Annotated in this window: 15 protein-coding genes; 1 reads left to right on the forward strand and 14 read right to left on the reverse strand. The window is 46.4% G+C overall.

From position 1 onward, the window contains the following. Nucleotides 1-2: 2 nt before the first annotated feature. The gene (locus H8S18_RS02420; protein ID WP_186856702.1) at nt 3-1,496 is read right to left on the reverse strand and encodes a sugar ABC transporter ATP-binding protein; all 1,494 of its coding nucleotides are present in this window, start codon (nt 1,494-1,496) and stop codon (nt 3-5) included. Between the two features lie 60 nt (nt 1,497-1,556). Beyond that, complete coding sequence (locus H8S18_RS02425) at nt 1,557-2,612, reverse strand: sugar ABC transporter substrate-binding protein (RefSeq protein ID WP_186856703.1); 1,056 nt, start codon at nt 2,610-2,612, stop codon at nt 1,557-1,559. A gap of 384 nt (nt 2,613-2,996) precedes the next feature. On the opposite strand from H8S18_RS02425, the gene H8S18_RS02430 reads away from it, so the two are divergent. Further along, nucleotides 2,997-4,046 carry a LacI family DNA-binding transcriptional regulator gene (locus H8S18_RS02430; protein WP_186856704.1) on the forward strand — a complete coding sequence of 350 codons (1,050 nt, stop codon included), beginning with the start codon at nt 2,997-2,999 and terminating at the stop codon, nt 4,044-4,046. 43 nt (nt 4,047-4,089) lie between these two features. On the opposite strand, the gene rbr is transcribed toward H8S18_RS02430, so the two are convergent. The 12 genes from rbr to H8S18_RS02490 form a co-directional block, all read right to left on the reverse strand. Next, nucleotides 4,090-4,635 carry a rubrerythrin gene (rbr, locus tag H8S18_RS02435; RefSeq protein ID WP_186856705.1) on the reverse strand — a complete coding sequence of 182 codons (546 nt, stop codon included), beginning with the start codon at nt 4,633-4,635 and terminating at the stop codon, nt 4,090-4,092. Nucleotides 4,636-4,726: 91 nt separating this feature from the next. Next, nucleotides 4,727-6,154, reverse strand: a complete 1,428-nt coding sequence (gene purB / locus H8S18_RS02440) for an adenylosuccinate lyase (protein ID WP_186856706.1) — start codon at nt 6,152-6,154, stop codon at nt 4,727-4,729. Nucleotides 6,155-6,474: 320 nt separating this feature from the next. Beyond that, nucleotides 6,475-8,016: a ribonuclease Y gene (gene rny / locus H8S18_RS02445; RefSeq protein ID WP_186856707.1), complete on the reverse strand. Its 1,542-nt coding sequence runs from the start codon at nt 8,014-8,016 to the stop codon at nt 6,475-6,477. Between the two features lie 113 nt (nt 8,017-8,129). After that, on the reverse strand, nt 8,130-9,359 hold the full coding sequence (locus H8S18_RS02450) for a BaiN/RdsA family NAD(P)/FAD-dependent oxidoreductase (RefSeq protein WP_186856708.1): 1,230 nt from the start codon (nt 9,357-9,359) through the stop codon (nt 8,130-8,132). Beyond that, a complete protein-coding gene (locus H8S18_RS02455; RefSeq protein WP_330598645.1) occupies nt 9,352-10,242 on the reverse strand; it encodes a MurR/RpiR family transcriptional regulator in 891 nt (296 codons plus the stop codon). The genes H8S18_RS02450 and H8S18_RS02455 overlap by 8 nt, the downstream gene beginning before the upstream one ends. Nucleotides 10,243-10,299: 57 nt before the next feature. Continuing rightward, entirely contained in the window at nt 10,300-11,088 is a 789-nt protein-coding gene (gene surE / locus H8S18_RS02460) for a 5'/3'-nucleotidase SurE (protein WP_186856710.1), read from the reverse strand. 68 nt (nt 11,089-11,156) lie between these two features. Further along, complete coding sequence (locus tag H8S18_RS02465) at nt 11,157-12,554, reverse strand: oxaloacetate decarboxylase subunit alpha (RefSeq protein ID WP_186856711.1); 1,398 nt, start codon at nt 12,552-12,554, stop codon at nt 11,157-11,159. Between the two features lie 22 nt (nt 12,555-12,576). Continuing rightward, on the reverse strand, nt 12,577-13,752 hold the full coding sequence (locus H8S18_RS02470) for a sodium ion-translocating decarboxylase subunit beta (protein ID WP_407926955.1): 1,176 nt from the start codon (nt 13,750-13,752) through the stop codon (nt 12,577-12,579). A 29-nt stretch (nt 13,753-13,781) separates the two neighbouring features. Then, nucleotides 13,782-14,183 (reverse strand): biotin/lipoyl-containing protein, encoded by a 402-nt coding sequence (locus H8S18_RS02475; protein WP_186856712.1) that lies wholly within the window; start codon nt 14,181-14,183, stop codon nt 13,782-13,784. A 27-nt stretch (nt 14,184-14,210) separates the two neighbouring features. Continuing rightward, entirely contained in the window at nt 14,211-14,576 is a 366-nt protein-coding gene (locus tag H8S18_RS02480) for an OadG family protein (RefSeq protein ID WP_186856713.1), read from the reverse strand. Nucleotides 14,577-14,591: 15 nt separating this feature from the next. Continuing rightward, nucleotides 14,592-16,097: an acyl-CoA carboxylase subunit beta gene (locus H8S18_RS02485; protein ID WP_186856714.1), complete on the reverse strand. Its 1,506-nt coding sequence runs from the start codon at nt 16,095-16,097 to the stop codon at nt 14,592-14,594. Between the two features lie 188 nt (nt 16,098-16,285). Continuing rightward, a complete protein-coding gene (locus tag H8S18_RS02490; RefSeq protein ID WP_186856715.1) occupies nt 16,286-17,005 on the reverse strand; it encodes a pseudouridine synthase in 720 nt (239 codons plus the stop codon). Nucleotides 17,006-17,026: the final 21 nt, after the last annotated feature.

Below are 17,026 nucleotides of genomic sequence, written 5' to 3' on the forward strand. Positions count from 1 at the left end.
TTTTAAACCTCCCCGATCGCGCCGTGCATCAATTTTTCCTGATTCATTTCACCGCGCGCAAATTCTGCCGTCGCTTTTCCCTCACACATCACCATTACCCGATCCGCGAGCTGCAGGATCTCGGGCAACTCCGATGAGATCATGACGACTCCCAGGCCTTTTTCACAAAAATCTTCCATCAATTTATAGATTTCTGTTTTCGCACCGACGTCGATGCCCCGGGTCGGTTCGTTAAGGATCAGCACCTTCGGGTCTGTTGCCAGCCATTTCGCGAGTACGACCTTTTGCTGGTTGCCACCGGAAAGCCCATTCACGACCGTATTGAGATCCGGTGTTTTAATCGCAAATTTTTCTTTCCATTTTACGGCGATCTCTTTTTCCTTTTTGTGGTTGATCCTAAACGGAGTCGAATATTTGTCCACCGATGCCGTCATGATATTGTCCCGCACGGACTGTATCAGGATCAGGCCGTCTTTTTTCCGCTCGGCCGTCACATAGGCGATACCGCTTGCAATCGCGTCCGCTGGCTTGCGTATTTTCTTCAGTGTTCCGTCCACATAGATTTCACCGCTGTGTATTTTATGCGTTCCAAAGATACATTGTGCCATTTCGGTCCGTCCTGATCCCATCAGCCCGAACACGCCGAGTATCTCCCCCGCCTTTACTTCAAAAGAAATATCTTTTAAATAATCGGTCGTAAGGCCCTTTACCTTAAGAACCGTCTGCTTTTTTTCGACTTCCCGTTTAGGATAGAACATATTTACTTCACGTCCGACCATCATGCGGATCAGTTCTTCGCGCTGCGCTTCTTTCATTTTTACAACGCCGACACGTTCGCCGTCGCGCATGACCTGAACCCGATCCGCAATTTGAAACAATTCGTCAAGCCGGTGGGATATAAAAATGATTCCCGTTCCCTGATCTCTTAGTTTTGCCACCAGCTTCATCAGCTTTTCCGCTTCCTTTTCTGACAGGGCGGAAGTCGGTTCATCCATAACCAGTATTTTCATTTTCTGGGAAAGCGCTTTTGCGATCTCTACGAGCTGTTTTTCAGCCACCGAAAGATCTCGCATATATGCGCCTGTCGGGATATCTACTTCAAGCATGTCCAGTATTTCCCGTGCGGCGTTCCTCAATTTTTTCCAATCGACCTGCCCGCTTTTCCCCCGCGGCCACCGGTTCAGGAAAATATTTTCAGCAACCGTAAGATCGTTCAGGTAATTCAATTCCTGATAAATTATGCTTACGCCCTGATCGTTCGCTTCACGCGGCGTATGATAATTTTGCACTTCCCCATCGATCAGAATCTCTCCCTCATCCGCGTTGTACGCGCCGGAAAGAATCTTAATCAGCGTCGATTTTCCCGCGCCGTTCTCGCCCAGCAGCGCCAGCACTTCGCCCGCATACAGTTCGAGGTCAACGTTGTTTAGCGCAAGGACGCCCGGAAAGCGTTTGGTCACGCCCTTCATTTGCAACAAATATCTGTTACTTTCCATACCATTCTCCTCTACTTGATTTGCGGCGCCCGCCCAGGGCGCCGCAATACAACCTCTTTCTTATTCAGGATAGTATTCCCTGATATTTTCCTGAGTCAGGAAATAGTGGGTAACAAACGATTCTGCCGGCACTTCTTCTCCTTTGGCAAGGGAGATCGCAATCGGCACGGCAAGCGGTCCGTACTGCTCAGGCGAGAAGCTCGCGCTTCCGATCCAGAAGTTTGCTTCATCTTTATACAAGTTGTCGAACGTGCTGTTGAACGGTCCGTTCCCAGCCAGAATGACATGATCCTGGCGGTTCGCGATCTCGACCGCCGCAAAAGCGCCCTGTGTTTCGTCATCTTGCATGCAGCCGATCAGGATATGCTCTGCGTCCTGATTGGCGGTCAGAGCGTCTGTTACAACCTTCTGTGCCTGTGCCGTGGAGTCTTCCCCATCAAGAATAACTACTTTATCGTCCGGCAGGTCTACTTTCGAACGGATTCCATCCAAAATCCCGCCCATGCGTTGTTCATTCGTCTCTCCCGTGGAAAGCGTTCCGACAGACAGGAACAGGTCTACTTCGCCGCCCCACTGGTCAATCGCGGCCTGTCCGAGGTTTTCTCCGCAAATGAAGCCCGCTTCATAGTTGTCGCCGCCTACATAGGGTGCCGCGCCTGCATCGTTCGCTACCGGAATATCGATTGCTACGCTCGGAATTCCTGCTTCATCCAATATGTCTTTGACCTGCGTATTGACGGTCGAATCATTATAATATTCGATCACGCAATCTACCCCAGCACTGATCAGGGTGTCAATATTCTGCACTGCCGTTGCACCGTCGCCCTGGTTATCGACACAGATGATCTCAACGCCTGCTTCCGCCGCTGCTTCTTCCATGCCGCGTTTTACCCATGCAAAATAATCGCCGGAATCCGTCAGGTTCGCAAACCCAATTTTAAGCTTTTCTCCATCTGCACTTTCTGTCGCTGCATCCTCTCCTCCATCCGCGCTTGCAGCCGCCGATGATTCTGCCGCAGCCGCACTGTCCTCTGCCGCCGGAGTCGTTGCACATCCGGCAAATGCTCCTGTGAGCAACAAGACCACAACCAAAAGACCAACTACTTTTTTAAACATTTCATTTCCTCCCTTTTTTTCGTTTGATTACATTTATGTGATTTCCCTTTCACATAAAATTTACATCATTCCATTTTTGTAAGCGCTTACAATTTTGGTAAACATTTTTTTACTTTTTGAATTCAAAATCTCTTTTCCAATGCGCTAATAACAAAATTTACTGTTATAAATTTCTGTATTGGATTTTTAATTTGTTTGGTAAAATTTTCAGAATAGTATCTGTCTTTATACGCTCTCTTCGCCTTCAAAATGTAAGCGCTTACTTTTTCTTTATGTAAATATTTATACCATATTAAAAATCAAATGTCAATCATTTTTTATTTGTGTTTTTTATTTCACTTTGTTATAATTGTATCAAAATAAGGGTTTTGAGAGGATTTATTTATGGCTGCAACAATAAGTGATATCGCCAGAAAAGCAGGGGTCTCTTTGGCTACGGTCTCTCGTGTAATCAATAAATCTCCTGCTGTAAGCGATAAATCCAAGAAAAAAGTTGAAAGCGCTATCAAAGAATTGAATTATATTCCCAGCGCCTATGCGCGTGGGCTTTCACGCAACCAAAGCAATATTATCGGCGTAATTGTGCCGGAAATCAGCAATCCGTTTTTTAGTGAAGTAATCGACGGTATTTCTTCCGTCGCGGACCGCCAGGGGCTCAACGTACTGTTGTTTAATACTGATGAAAATATCGAAAAGGAAGCGCGGGCCATGCGTATTCTTCAGGAATACCGCATTCGCGGACTCATTATTACTCCTGTTACTGGAAATAACGAATATGATAAAAAGTATGTTGAGATGTTTGAAAATATGAATCTTCCGATTGTGTTGGTTGACCGAAATATTAAGAACAGTAATTTTGACGGGGTATATTTTGATGATAAGGCAGCTTTATATAAAATCACTTCCCTATTAATTGAAAACGGCCATAAAGACATTGCATTGCTCGCCGGCAACCCAAACCATGTCATTGCCCAAAAGCGAATCGAGGGGTATCAAGATGCGTTTGAAGCTGCGGACATCAAACCTTATCCCCAGAACATACTGGCCGGAGATTTTACCATCGAAAGTGCGTATCAGTTAACCAAGCATCTGATTTTGACACACCGGATTCCAACCGCTTTCATCGGGATGACCAATATGCTCAGCATGGGATGCTTAAAGGCACTTTCCGAATTCAATATCGCCATTCCGGAAGAAGTCGCTTTCATTGGGTATGACCGCCTTGCCATGCACGATATCCTACACCTCAATCTTACGCTCGTTGAAAAAGATGCAGTTGATATGGGGCGGAAAGCCGCCGGATTGCTGATAGATAAAATTAATGGGAAAAGCACTTCCTCTAACCGCTTTATCCTCATGCCGGAGCTATTGATGCGTGGATCCGAAAAATATCCGCTTCGCAACCCAAACGAGCGAACGTTTACAGAAAAATAGGAATAAAAAATGGAGAGCAAGCGCCCTCCATTTTTTCTAAACATTAATAATTATCTTCTTTTAACTGGAAATATGCTTTCGGATGCTGGCAAACCGGGCATTTTTCCGGAGCAGCTTTGGATTTTTGGATATGTCCGCAATTGATGCACTGCCAGAGGACTTCTGTATCGCGTTCAAATACTTTACCCGCCGTGAGGTTGTCGCTCAATTTACGATATCTGTCTTCATGCTCTTTCTCAACAGCACCAGCCCCCCTGAATTCACGGGCAATTTCCGCAAAGCCTTCTTCCTCTGCAATTTTGGCAAAGGAAGGATACATCTCCGTTGTTTCATAATGCTCGCCCGCAGCAGCATCCTGCAGGTTTGTAATCGTATCCGGAACTTTATTGTCAGGATGCAGCCACTTAAACCATAATTTCGCATGTTCTTTTTCGTTGGCAGACGTTTCCGCAAAAATATTGGAAATCTGAACATACCCGTCCTTTTTCGCCTGCGATGAATAATAAAGATATTTCATATGAGCCATGGATTCACCCGCAAAGGCGTCCTGCAAACATTTTTCTGTTTTCGTCCCCTTTAAGTCTTTCATAAATACATACTCCTTTTTACAATTTTATCAATTAATTTTGACGCTTTATTGATAAACTCATGACAAGAACTTAAACATCTTTTATCCCGTTTTATACGTTGATTTCTCCCTGCATGGAAAGGTCAGTGTACTTTTCCAAAATCGGGTCCGCCACATTCCGGATAAAATCTTCCGTTTGTATATTCGCAAGGCCAATAAAATTGCGCGGATCCATAATTGCATCAATTTCATCCGGCTGCATGTGGAAAGCTGCATCTGCCTTAATCAGGTCAATCAGGTTGTTTTCTTTTCCTTCTTCCTTTACGCGTGCGCCCGCCTGCATGGAGTATTCACGAATTTTCTCATGCAGTTCCTGCCGGTCTCCTCCCCGCTTTACCGCATCCATTAGGATTGTCTCTGTTGCCATAAAAGGAAGCTCCTCACGGATCCGCTTTTCAATTACCTTCGGATAAACAACCATTCCGCTTGAAACATTGAGATAAATGTTCAAAACCGCATCAAGGGCCATGAATGCCTGGGGAATCACCAGCCGCTTATTGGCGCTGTCGTCAAGCGTCCTTTCGAACCATTGTGTAGAGGCCGTAATCGCCGGACTTGATGCGAGGCTGATAATGTACCGTGCAAGCGAACAAATGCGTTCAGAGCGCATAGGATTGCGTTTATATGCCATTGCAGAAGAACCTATTTGCTTTTTTTCAAAGGGTTCTTCCACTTCCTTCAAATTTTGCAGCAAGCGGAGATCATTTGCAAATTTGTACGCGCTTTGCGCAACAGAAGAAAGAAAATCAGCGACCACGCTGTCAAATTTGCGCGGATAGGTTTGCCCGGTCACGGCAAATACCTGGTCATATCCCAGCTTTTCCGCCACCTTCCTTTCCAGCTCTTTTACTTTATCTGCATTGCCGTCAAACAGCGTCAGGAAGCTGGCCTGTGTTCCGGTTGTTCCTTTCACGCCGCGGAGCTTAATTTGCGATTGAACAAAGCGAAGCTGTTCGTAATCCATAACAAGATCCTGCATCCAGAGTGTGGCGCGCTTTCCTACCGTCGTCAATTGTGCAGGCTGGTAATGTGTAAAACCAAGAGTCGGCATATCCTTGTAATTCAAAGCAAATTCCTTCAAGCGCGCGATAACATTCACCAGTTTTTTCTCTATGATTGAAATTGCCTTATCCATTACAATGATATCCGTATTATCTCCCACATAGCAGCTTGTCGCACCAAGATGGATAATTCCTTTTGCATTCGGGCATTGAACACCATAGGCATATACGTGTGACATTACATCATGCCGCACCTCGCGTTCGCGGGCCTGCGCCACGTCATAATTGATATCATCCGCATGTGCTTTCAACTCTTCTATCTGCTCTTGGGAAATTGGAAGCCCCATTTCATGTTCCGCTTCGGCAAGCGCAATCCAAAGCCGCCTCCAAGTTCTGAACTTCATATCATCAGAAAAAGTATGGGCCATTTCCCTGCTCGCATATCTTGTGATTAATGGATTTTCGTAAACGTCCTTCATTGAATAAATACCGCCTTTTTGATTAAAATCGTACTTAATTATTGTATCGGGTTTATATAATGTTTTCAAGTATAGGTAAAAATTGGGTTCGTAATCTAAACTACTTGTGCTAGTCCTATAAAAGGGCCTTAAGACCAGCTGAGCCCAGCGGAGATCTACATTCTATATTTTTTGTTCTGCCCGTCATAAAAGCTGCAGGCTCCTCCTTCCCTTAGACAGAAATGCTAAAAGGCTGCAAAAACCCCGCCCGGCTTAGAAAAGAGAATTTTCATGCTGAAGCTGCATAGAAAAAGAAGCGGTTATCATAAACCGCTTCTTTATTATTTTGCATAATCGGTTGTTCTCGTCTCCCGAATTACATTGACTTTAATTTGTCCGGGATAATCAAGTTCAGCCTCGATTTTTTTCACGATATCTCGTGCCAGCAAAGTTGTTCCTGCGTCGTCAATCTCTTCCGGTTTTACAATAATCCGAACCTCGCGGCCCGCCTGTATTGCGTAAGATTTATCAACGCCTGCAAATGAATTTGCAATTTCTTCAAGATTTTCAAGACGTTTAATATAATTTTCCAAAGATTCCCTTCTTGCGCCCGGCCTTGCAGCAGAAACTGCATCTGCGGCCTGCACAAGAACAGCTTCCACCGTTTTGGGCTCCACATCTCCATGGTGAGCTGCAATTGCGTTAATGATATCCGCATTTTCCTTATACTTCTTCGCAAGATCAGCGCCAATCTGAATATGCGGCCCTTCCACTTCATGATCAACCGCTTTTCCAATATCATGCAGCAAGCCTGCACGCTTCGCAAATTTTGCGTTTGCTCCGATTTCAGCGGCCATCAGGGAAGCTAAATGCGCAACTTCAATCGAATGCTTGAGTACGTTCTGGCCATAGCTGGTACGATACTTAAGCCGGCCCAGAAGTCTGACAAGTTCGGGATGTAAGGAATGAATGCCTACATCGAACACAGCCTGCTCTCCGGCCTCCCGGATCTGCGTATCGACTTCTTTTTGAGCTTTATGCACCATTTCTTCGATACGTGCGGGATGAATCCGCCCGTCCACAATCAGCTTTTCAAGCGCGATTCTTGCAACTTCACGCCTCACCGGATCAAACCCGGAAAGAATAACCGCTTCAGGTGTATCGTCTATGATAAGGTCGATGCCCGTTGCCGTTTCCAGCGTCCGGATATTTCGGCCTTCTCTGCCAATGATTCTGCCTTTCATTTCATCATTGGGTAAATTGACTACGGATACTGTGCTCTCGGCAACATGATCCGCAGCACATTTCTGAATCGCCAACGACAAAATGTTCCTTGCCTTTTTATCGGCTTCATCCTTTGCTTTTTGCTCAATGTCCCGCAGCATGACCGCCATATCATGGCGCGCCTCCTGCTCAACCTTTTCGAGCAGAAGCCCCTTGGCTTCATCAATCGTCATGCCCGAAATATGCTCAAGTTGCTCAAGTTGTTGGGCATGAAGATTCGCAAGGTCTTCTTTTGTTTTTGTAATTTCTTTTGTTCTTTTGTTGATCTGTTCTTCTTTTTGTTCAATGCTGTCTAACTTTTTATCCAGCAGTTCTTCCCGTTGAACAAGTCTCTTTTCAATCTTTGTAATTTCATTTCGTCTTTCTCTTGATTCCTTGTCAAATTCGCTACGCAGCTTGTGAACTTCTTCCTGAGCCTCGAGAACCGTTTCCTTTTTGATAACTTCGGCACGCTTTTGCGCTTCGTCGATCAATTTCTTCACGGAATCCTCGGCACGGCCGATCTTTGATTCTGCAATGTTGCGCCTATAAAAATAACCAACAATGAGTCCAACAACGAGACCGCCTGCGCCTACGAGGATAGGAATCACCACATCCACTTAGCAAATTCACCTCCCATTCTTCCATATTCTGTTTTCAAATTTCAATTTGGCAAGTTTGTAATAATAACAAATACAACCAATATATATTGTATCTTTATTTGGAACCAATGTCAATTAAATACGCTTGTTCCAGCAAGAAATCCGGTGGAAAATGCAATTTGAAGATTAAAACCGCCCGTTTTTGCGTCTACATCCATTACTTCGCCCGCAAAGTAGAGATTAGGCACCAGTTTGGACTCCATCGTAGATGGATTAATCTCTTTCACACATATACCGCCGGAGGTTACAATTCCTTCTTCAACGGGCCGCGTATCGGCAATGGCAATTGAAAACGCTTTGAGGCTCTTGCAAATATGCCCGCGTTCCTGCCGTGTAACGCTATGGATTTCCTTATTGGGGTCGAGATTACTTTCCGCTAGAAACGAATGCACCATTTTGCCCGGCAAAAGCTCAAGCATAACGTTCTTAAGCTGTTTGTTTTTTGCCGCTTCAAATTCGCGTAACAGCCTCGCATCAATTTGTTCTATGTTAAGGGCCGGTTTCAAATCGATTTCCGCCCGCAGGGAAAGCGGCTGTTTTCTGTGGTCGATAAAACTGCTCGCAGAGAGTACCACCGGGCCGGATATACCAAAATGCGTAAACAAAAGCTCCCCTTGCTCGGAATAAATTTTCTTATCATTCTGAAACAGTGTGAATTTCACATTTTTCAATGTCAGCCCCTGCATCTTAGGGCAAATATGATGCAAATCCTCCATGGGAACAAGAGCCGGGTACGGCGGTATGATTTTATGGCCAAATTCCTCTGCAAATCCATAGCCATCTCCCGTTGACCCTGTAAGCGGGTACGACTTCCCTCCTGTTGCGATCAAAACCGCACCCGCACGCATTGCAGAACCGTCGCCAAGGTGCAAGAGGAACGTCTCTTCCTGTTTTTCAATTTGCTTCACCGTAGTATTGAAGCGAAGCTTCGCACCGGATTTCCCGACGATGTGAAGCAATGTCTTGATTACGTCGCTGGAACGGTCGCTCTGTGGAAACACCCGCCCCCCGCGTTCCGTCTTGGTACGTAAACCATTTTCATTCAGAAGCGAAATAAGATTATCATTGCTGAACGCATATAGCGCGCTCATCAAAAATTTTCCATTATGGACAATCTGCGGGAAAAAATCGCTGATATCGCAGTCATTGGTGATATTACAGCGTCCTTTCCCGGTGATAAAAAGCTTTTTCCCGGCTTTTTCATTTTTTTCAAGTACAACCGTGCGGATACCCCGTGAAGCAGCGGAATATGCAGCCATAAGTCCTGCGGCGCCCGCACCAATGATAATCAAATTATTCATAAAGATCCTCGTCCGTAATTTGTGCGTCAAGTTCTTTTGTGGCATATACATCATTTGTCTGCCACAATTCCTCAAGGCGGTTAAAATTAGCGAATAAAATATCTTTTTTGCGAAGTCCCAGCATAATAATAAGAAGGTTAATTACCGCCAAGGGAGCAACGAACGAGTCTACGAACGAATTCATATAACTTTTTGCCGTCAACGAATAATCTGCGATTTGTGCGGGCGGCGAATCTTCATTGTCTGTAATCGCCACAACCTTACATCCACAGTTTTTAAGATAAGTCATACCCTCAATGGTACGCATAGAGTACCGCGGGAAGCTGATTGCTATCGCTACGTCCTGCTCATTTGCCGTAAGAATCTGGCTGAATATATCACTTCCGTCGAAACGAATCAAACGAATATTCTCATTCATATAATTCATATAATATCGCAGGAATTCCGCAAGCGGTCCGCTGGAACGCGTGCCAAGAATATAAATTTTCCTCGCCTTATCAATGCTGTCAACAATGCGTTCCAGATTTTCCGTATCAATATGCTCGCGCGTAACGCGTAAGTTATTGATATCTGTTTTAAAAGAAGCATTTACGACTTCGTCCGAACTCAGCCCTTCCATCATATTGAGGCGCTGTGCTGTTGTAAGCTTAGTTTGAATGACCTCTTGCAAATCTTTCTGAAGCTTGGGATATCCGTCATATCCGAGCGCATACGCAAAACGCACTACTGTAGATTCGCTCACCCCAACAAGTTTGCTAAGTGTTGCCGCCGTCATAAAAGCAGCCTTATCATATTCTTTTAAAATATAATCCGCAATCAACTTCTGCCCTTTAGACATTTTCGCATATTCGTTGTTGATACGGTCTATCACATTCCCGACCATCGTTTCCTCCATGGATTGCCTTATCGCATTTAATGGCCTTATTATAACAGGAAAACACTAAAAATGCAATTTTATCTGTTCTATCTTGCATTTCGAAGAGTGAATTTCTGTTTCATCTGTTTGATTCCATTTCAGCGGCGTCACTGTAATATAACCTTCACGATTCCATTTGATATCCGTTTCATGTTCTTCATTATACTCATCTTCAATCATGCGTCCGCTGATCCAGAAATAGTCTCTCCCAAATGGATCGGTTCTCCTGTCATAGGCCTCATCATACGCGCTGATTCCCTGTTTGCAAAATTTGACACCCTTCATGGAATTTCGGGGCACTGCTGGAAAATTGATGTTGTAAATAAACTTTTTCAATATTCTGATTTCCAGTTGCCCAATCAGTTCTGCTGCCAGATCTGCTACTTCATCAAAATTAGTTTCTGCTTTTCCCTGTCCCCATACAAGAGCCTTGGAAAATGCAACCGCCGGAACATGAAGCATATTGGCTTCAAGAGCCGCGTTCACTGTTCCTGAATATGCAATATCTGATCCTAAGTTGGCTCCAGAATTAATGCCGGAAATCACCAGGTCTATTTTATCTTCCAGTAAATGAGCCAGCCCCAGTTTCACACAATCCGCAGGGGTACCGGAAACGGCATATGCTTTCACGCCAAATTCTTCAATTTCTTTTACGGTTAAAGGCGTATCCATTGTCAAAGCATGGCTGCAGGCGCTTTTTTGACTGTCCGGTGCAACTACGGTTATCTCGTGCCCGGTTTGGGCCATCGCCCGGGTAAGCGCACGAATCCCCTGCGCATAAATTCCGTCGTCATTTGTAATTAAAATGTTCATCGTCATCCTCCTCCATCCCATTATAACAAAAAAGAAGCCGCATAGAAATGCGGCTTCCCGTTTTCGTGTTATACTGGATGAATCATGTTGTCCTTGTCCAGCATTTCTGAATCCAACTTATATTGGTTCGCACGCCGGAATTCAAAAAACTTCGGCGCAACCTGCGGGAACATCGCATAGGTTACGATATCCTCTTCTTGTTCCATCCATCCTTTGACTTCTTCCCGGTACTTGTCCAGTTCAGGAGGCAGCAAATCTGCCGGACGAACTGTGATGACTTCATCATCTCCGATGCACTTCTTCCGTACTTCCTCATTTACAGGTGCGGGCAACCTGCCATATTCGCCACGCAGCATTGCCTTGGACTCCTTCGTAACCATCTTGTAGCGCTCGCCCGAAAGAACATTGAGCACTGCCTGCGTTCCTACAATCTGGCTTGTCGGCGTTACAAGCGGTGGGTAACCGAAATCTTCACGTACGCGCGGCACTTCAGCCAAAACGTCCATCAGTTTATCTTCCGCACCCGACTGCTTAAGCTGGCTGATCAGGTTGGAAAGCATACCGCCTGGCACCTGATACAACAGCGTATTGATATCAATTCCAAGAACCTTAGGATCCAGGAATCCATCTGCTTTCAGCCGGTCTGCGACCTTGGTGAAATATTTTGCCGCTTCCGTTAACTTTTTCAGGTCAAGTCCCGTATCGTATTCCGTTCCCGCAAGCGTCGCAACCATCGATTCCGTTGCGGGCTGGGAGGTACCGTTTCCAAGCGGAGAAAGCGCCGTATCAATGATGTCGACGCCCGCTTCGACTGCTTTAAGGTAGGTCATATCGCCCACGCCGCTTGTGTTATGCGTATGCAGGTGGATCGGCACCTTCACATGTTTCTTCATTGCCGAAACGAGATTATAAGCCTCATATGGCAGCAACAAGTTGGCCATATCCTTGATGCAGATAGACTTTGCGCCCATTTGTTCGAGCTCTTTGGAAAGTTCGATAAAATAATCAAACGTATGCACAGGGCTTGTCGTATAAGAAAGCGCAACCTCAGGCCATCCGCCGTAACGGTTGGTTGACTCGATCGACTGACGCAGGTTCCTCGTATCATTAAGCGCATCAAAGATACGGATCACATCAATGCCGTTTTTGCACGCCATTTTAACAAAGAAATCAACCACATCGTCTGCATAATGCTTATACCCAAGAAGGTTCTGCCCGCGCAGAAGCATTTGCAGCTTCGTGTTAGGCATCGCTTTTCTCAGCTTGCGCAAACGCTCCCACGGGTCTTCGTTCAGGAAGCGCAGGCACGCGTCAAACGTCGCGCCGCCCCAGCATTCGATCGACCAGTAACCGATGCTGTCCATGAGGGGGGCAATCGGGAGCATTTCCTCCGTCGTCATGCGCGTCGCCGCCTGTGACTGGTGCGCATCCCTCATTATTGTATCCATGATATTTACTTTTGCCATAGTTTATTTCTCCTTCAGTTCATTAGCCAAACAGCGAGAGCAGCACGCCTGCCGCCACTGCCGAGCCGATTACGCCCGCCACATTTGGGCCCATTGCATGCATAAGCAGGAAGTTGGACGGATTTTCCGCCTGGCCAACCTTCTGTGATACACGCGCAGCCATCGGCACTGCAGAAACGCCTGCCGAGCCAATCAGCGGATTTACTTTGCCGTGCGTCAGCTTGCACATGAGTTTTCCAAGCAGTACACCGCCGAATGTACCGAAGCCAAATGCAATGACGCCCAGCACGATAATACCAACCGTCGTTCCGGAAAGGAACACGGAACCGTTGGTCGTCGCTCCTACGGATACGCCAAGGAAAATCGTGACAATATTCATCAATTCGTTCTGTGCCGTATTGGATAATCTGTCCACAACGCCGGATTCACGCATCAGGTTTCCAAGCATCAGCATGCCGACAAGCGGCGCTGCCGCCGGAACCAGCAAGGAAACAAAAATCGTAACCGCGACCGGGAAAATAATCTTCTCGCGTTTCGATACATGACGGAGCTGTTCCATCTTGATCGAACGTTCCTTTTTCGTCGTGCACAGCTTCATGATCGGCGGCTGTATAACAGGCACGAGTGCCATATAGGTGTATGCCGCCACCGCAATCGGCCCCAGGAATTCCGGTGCAAGCTTGGACGTAACGTAAATTGCCGTTGGTCCGTCCGCACCTCCAATGATACCAATGGATGCCGCTACGTTCGGATCAAACCCAACGAGCAGCGCCAGAATGAGTGCTACAAAGATACCAAGCTGGGCGGCCGCCCCAAGGAGCAAACTCTTGGGATTCGCAATCAACGGTCCAAAGTCTGTCATCGCACCCACTCCAAGAAAGATAAGCGGCGGATAAATGCCAAGCTTTACCCCGAGGTACAGATAATCAAGCAGTCCTGCCGTTCCCTGGAAATTTGCCCAGTCTACATGGCCTCCGGCAAATAGCTCCGTATGGTACATTTCCGCAATCGGCAGGTTCGTCAGCAACATACCGAAAGCGATCGGCAGGAGCAACAACGGTTCGAATTTTTTAACAATAGCAAGATAAAGCAGCACACACGCGATACCTATCATTACCCACTGCTGCCAGTCGGTAGCATTAAAAAACCCGGTCGATTGCAAGAAATCGGATAATGTTTCTCCAAAATTTTCCAAAATGAATCAACCTCCTCTATAGTTTAGTCGTTTTAACCAATTACCACAAGAAGGTCTCCGGTTTCTACGGTAGCTCCTTTTGCAACGGAAATCGTCTTAACAGTTCCCGCATGAGGAGCCATGATTTCATTTTCCATTTTCATCGCTTCCAGAATAACCAGAATATCGCCTTCCGCAACCTGTTTGCCTTCCGTTACCTGGATATCAAGGATGGTTCCGGGCATCGGTGCCGTGACCTTGGTGCCATCTGCCGGTGCTGCGGACGGAGCAGACGCAGCGGGAGCAGCTTGGGGTGCCGGAGCTGCTTGAGCAACAGGCGCTGCAGGAGCAGCAGCCTGAACGGGTGCAGCCGGAGCCGCCTGAGGTGCTGCTCCTACCTCTTCCACATCTACATTATAAGAATTTCCATTGACATTAATAATAAATCTACGCATGTTTTATTACCTCCGAAATAAATTTAATTACCAATTCGTGATCTGTGAATCCCGTCCCGCACGATTCCATGCCCTGGATCCACCTGTCCTTCTATAAGAGCGAATAACGAAAGGCGTTGAACTTCCTTCACTTTCCATTGCCGCCGCAACCGCCGCAGTCAGGACCGCAAGAAGTTCATCATCCTGCACCTGCACCGTAGGCATTTCCGGCAAAGGCTTTTCAATCGCCTTCTCTAGTTTTGATTCCGGCTTCTTACGATCTCTCAGAATGACTGATAAAATCATAATTACAACAATCAACAGGATTAGGCAGGCAAAAACAACTACAAGCCCGAGTGCCGTTGTTTCACCGGCTATGGATAATTTTTCAGCTAAACTTAGTCCACTGTTCATGGCGATCCACCTTTCCTAGAGCGGAAGCACGCCGTGTTTTTTCGGCAGCTTATTTTCCCGTTTTGAAATCGTCATTTCAAGTGCGGCGATAAGAATCTGACGGGTATGCGCCGGTTCGATTACGTCGTCGATTACGCCTTGTGCCGCAGCCTGCCATGGATTCGCATATTCCGCAATATATTTTTCTTTCATTTGTGCTTTCGCGGCAACTCCGTCTTCCGCTTTGCTGATTTCATCTTCATACAGGACCAGCGCGCCCGCTTCGGAAGGCATCGAGGAAATTTCCGCATCCGGCCATGCATAAACCAGGTCTGCGCCGAGCGCTTTGGGACACATTACGGCAAACCCGTCCCCTATCGCCTTTCCCGTCACAAGGGTAAGCTTAGGAATTCCTGCCTGCGCATACGCAGAAATCAAGCGGGCTGCATTCTGAATCAGCGAATCCTGTTCTGCCTCCACATCAAATTTCGTACCGCCGCAGTTTACAAGTGTCACTGCCGGAATATTAAATGCATCGAGAAGCTCCACAAACCGCGCAGCTTTTCTGGCGCCCGCACCTGTGAGATTCGTGTCTGCATTGGCAATAAAGCCGCATACGTTCCCGTTAATCCTGCCAAAAGCAAGAACTACATCAGGAGCATAAGCAGATTGCAGCTCAAGCATATCGCCCCCGTCGCAAACTGCGGAAATGACTGCCCGTGCATCATAAGTTTCTTCTCCCGTAAACGGAAGTTGCCTGTTAAGATCGTCGCCCGTCATCTCATAAGGAGCTTCATCGAGGTTGTTCGACGGCAGAAATGAAATGAGTTTTTTCACAGTTCCAGCACATTCTTCTTCATTTACGCATGCAAATTGTGCAAGGCCAGTTTTTTCCGCATGATTTTTCGCTCCGAAAAATTCCTGCGCTTCAATCCCTTTTCCCAAGGCTGAAGCATAAATCTGTGGGCCATGCAGCGCAACCGTTGAAATTCCATCAACCATCAATGTAAAATCAGAGACTGCCGTAATATACGCCGCCGTGCCGATACAAGGCCCGGCTACAACCGTAATGGTCGGCACCACGCCTGAAATTTCACTATACTTATCGAGAATTGCCGCCGTACTTCCAATTGCCGCAATTCCTTCTGAAATACGTGCACCGCCCGAGTCAAGCACGCCGATAACCGGTACGCCATTTTTCGCAGCCATATCCATGACCTTGATAATTTTGGATGCATGCGCTGCGGAAAGCGATCCTGAAAGGACCGTATAGTCCTGCGCATAGATGAATACCGCCCGGTCTGAAATTGTTCCGTAGCCGCATACGACACCCTCTCCCGTTTCGCTTGCAGCCTCAAATCTCGGTGTTGCAAACGTACGCTTTACAAACTTTTCGATTTCAACAAAACTACCCTCGTCGAGCAGGTTGCTGATTCTCTCTCGCGCAGTCTTTTTTCCGGCGGCGTGCTGAGCCTGAACGTTCTGCTCGTTCCCCGCAAGAACATCTGCGTTCTTTTGCCTGAGCTCTTCCAGTTTGCCCATTATGATACCTCCACATTAAAAATTTAAAATAAAAACAAAGTTACACATGTCCGGACAAACGTCCAGCCAGTCTGAATACCATATGTTCGATGCGAACGTGCCGGTAATCATTTGTGTAATTAAAAATTTATCCTACTTATACAAATTCAACACGTACCCTTCACATCCCTGCCAAAAATATTATTTTTTTACAAAGAAATAAATTTCTTTAAATAAGCCACCTCTTCGTCTGTCAGCATACGATAGGTACCTTTCCGTAAATTTCCCAACTTAATATCCCCAACAGCGACGCGTTTCAAGTAGCATACATTTTTTTCAATTGCAGCAAACATCCTGCGCACCTGCCGGTTTTTTCCTTCGGTGATAACGCACAGTACTTCACTGCGGTCTTTTCCGGCGGAAAGAAGCTTCAAGATGCAGGGCGCCGTTTTATATCCGTCATCCAGCACAATTCCCTTGGCAAGTTGTGCGAGTTCTTCTTCTGTCACCTCAGAATCCACCACTGCCAAATATTTTTTCGGAACATTATGGCGCGGGTGCGTAAGCGCATTGGTAAGCGCGCCGTCGTTCGTCATTAAAAGCAAACCTTCCGTTGTGAAATCAAGACGCCCAACAGGATAGAGCCGCTCTTTCACATCTTTTACATATTGCATGACCGTTTTCCGGCCACTTTCGTCATGACAGGTTGATACGCACCCTGCCGGCTTATTGAGCATCAGGTAAACTTTCCTTTTCATAGGTTTTACAGGCTTATTCAAATACTTCACCACATCTTTTTCAGGATCGACGAGATAACCCATTTCACGTATTGTCTTCCCGTTTACCTCAACGCGGCCCGCCGCAATTAATTCTTCCGCTTTCCGGCGTGAAGCAATTCCTGCATCTGCTAAAAATTTTTGTAATCTCATAATTCTTTCTCCATAAAAAAC

Origin of the sequence: Christensenella tenuis (genome assembly GCF_014287795.1) — a bacterium.
GTDB classification, from domain to species: Bacteria; Bacillota; Clostridia; order Christensenellales; family Christensenellaceae; genus Christensenella; species Christensenella tenuis.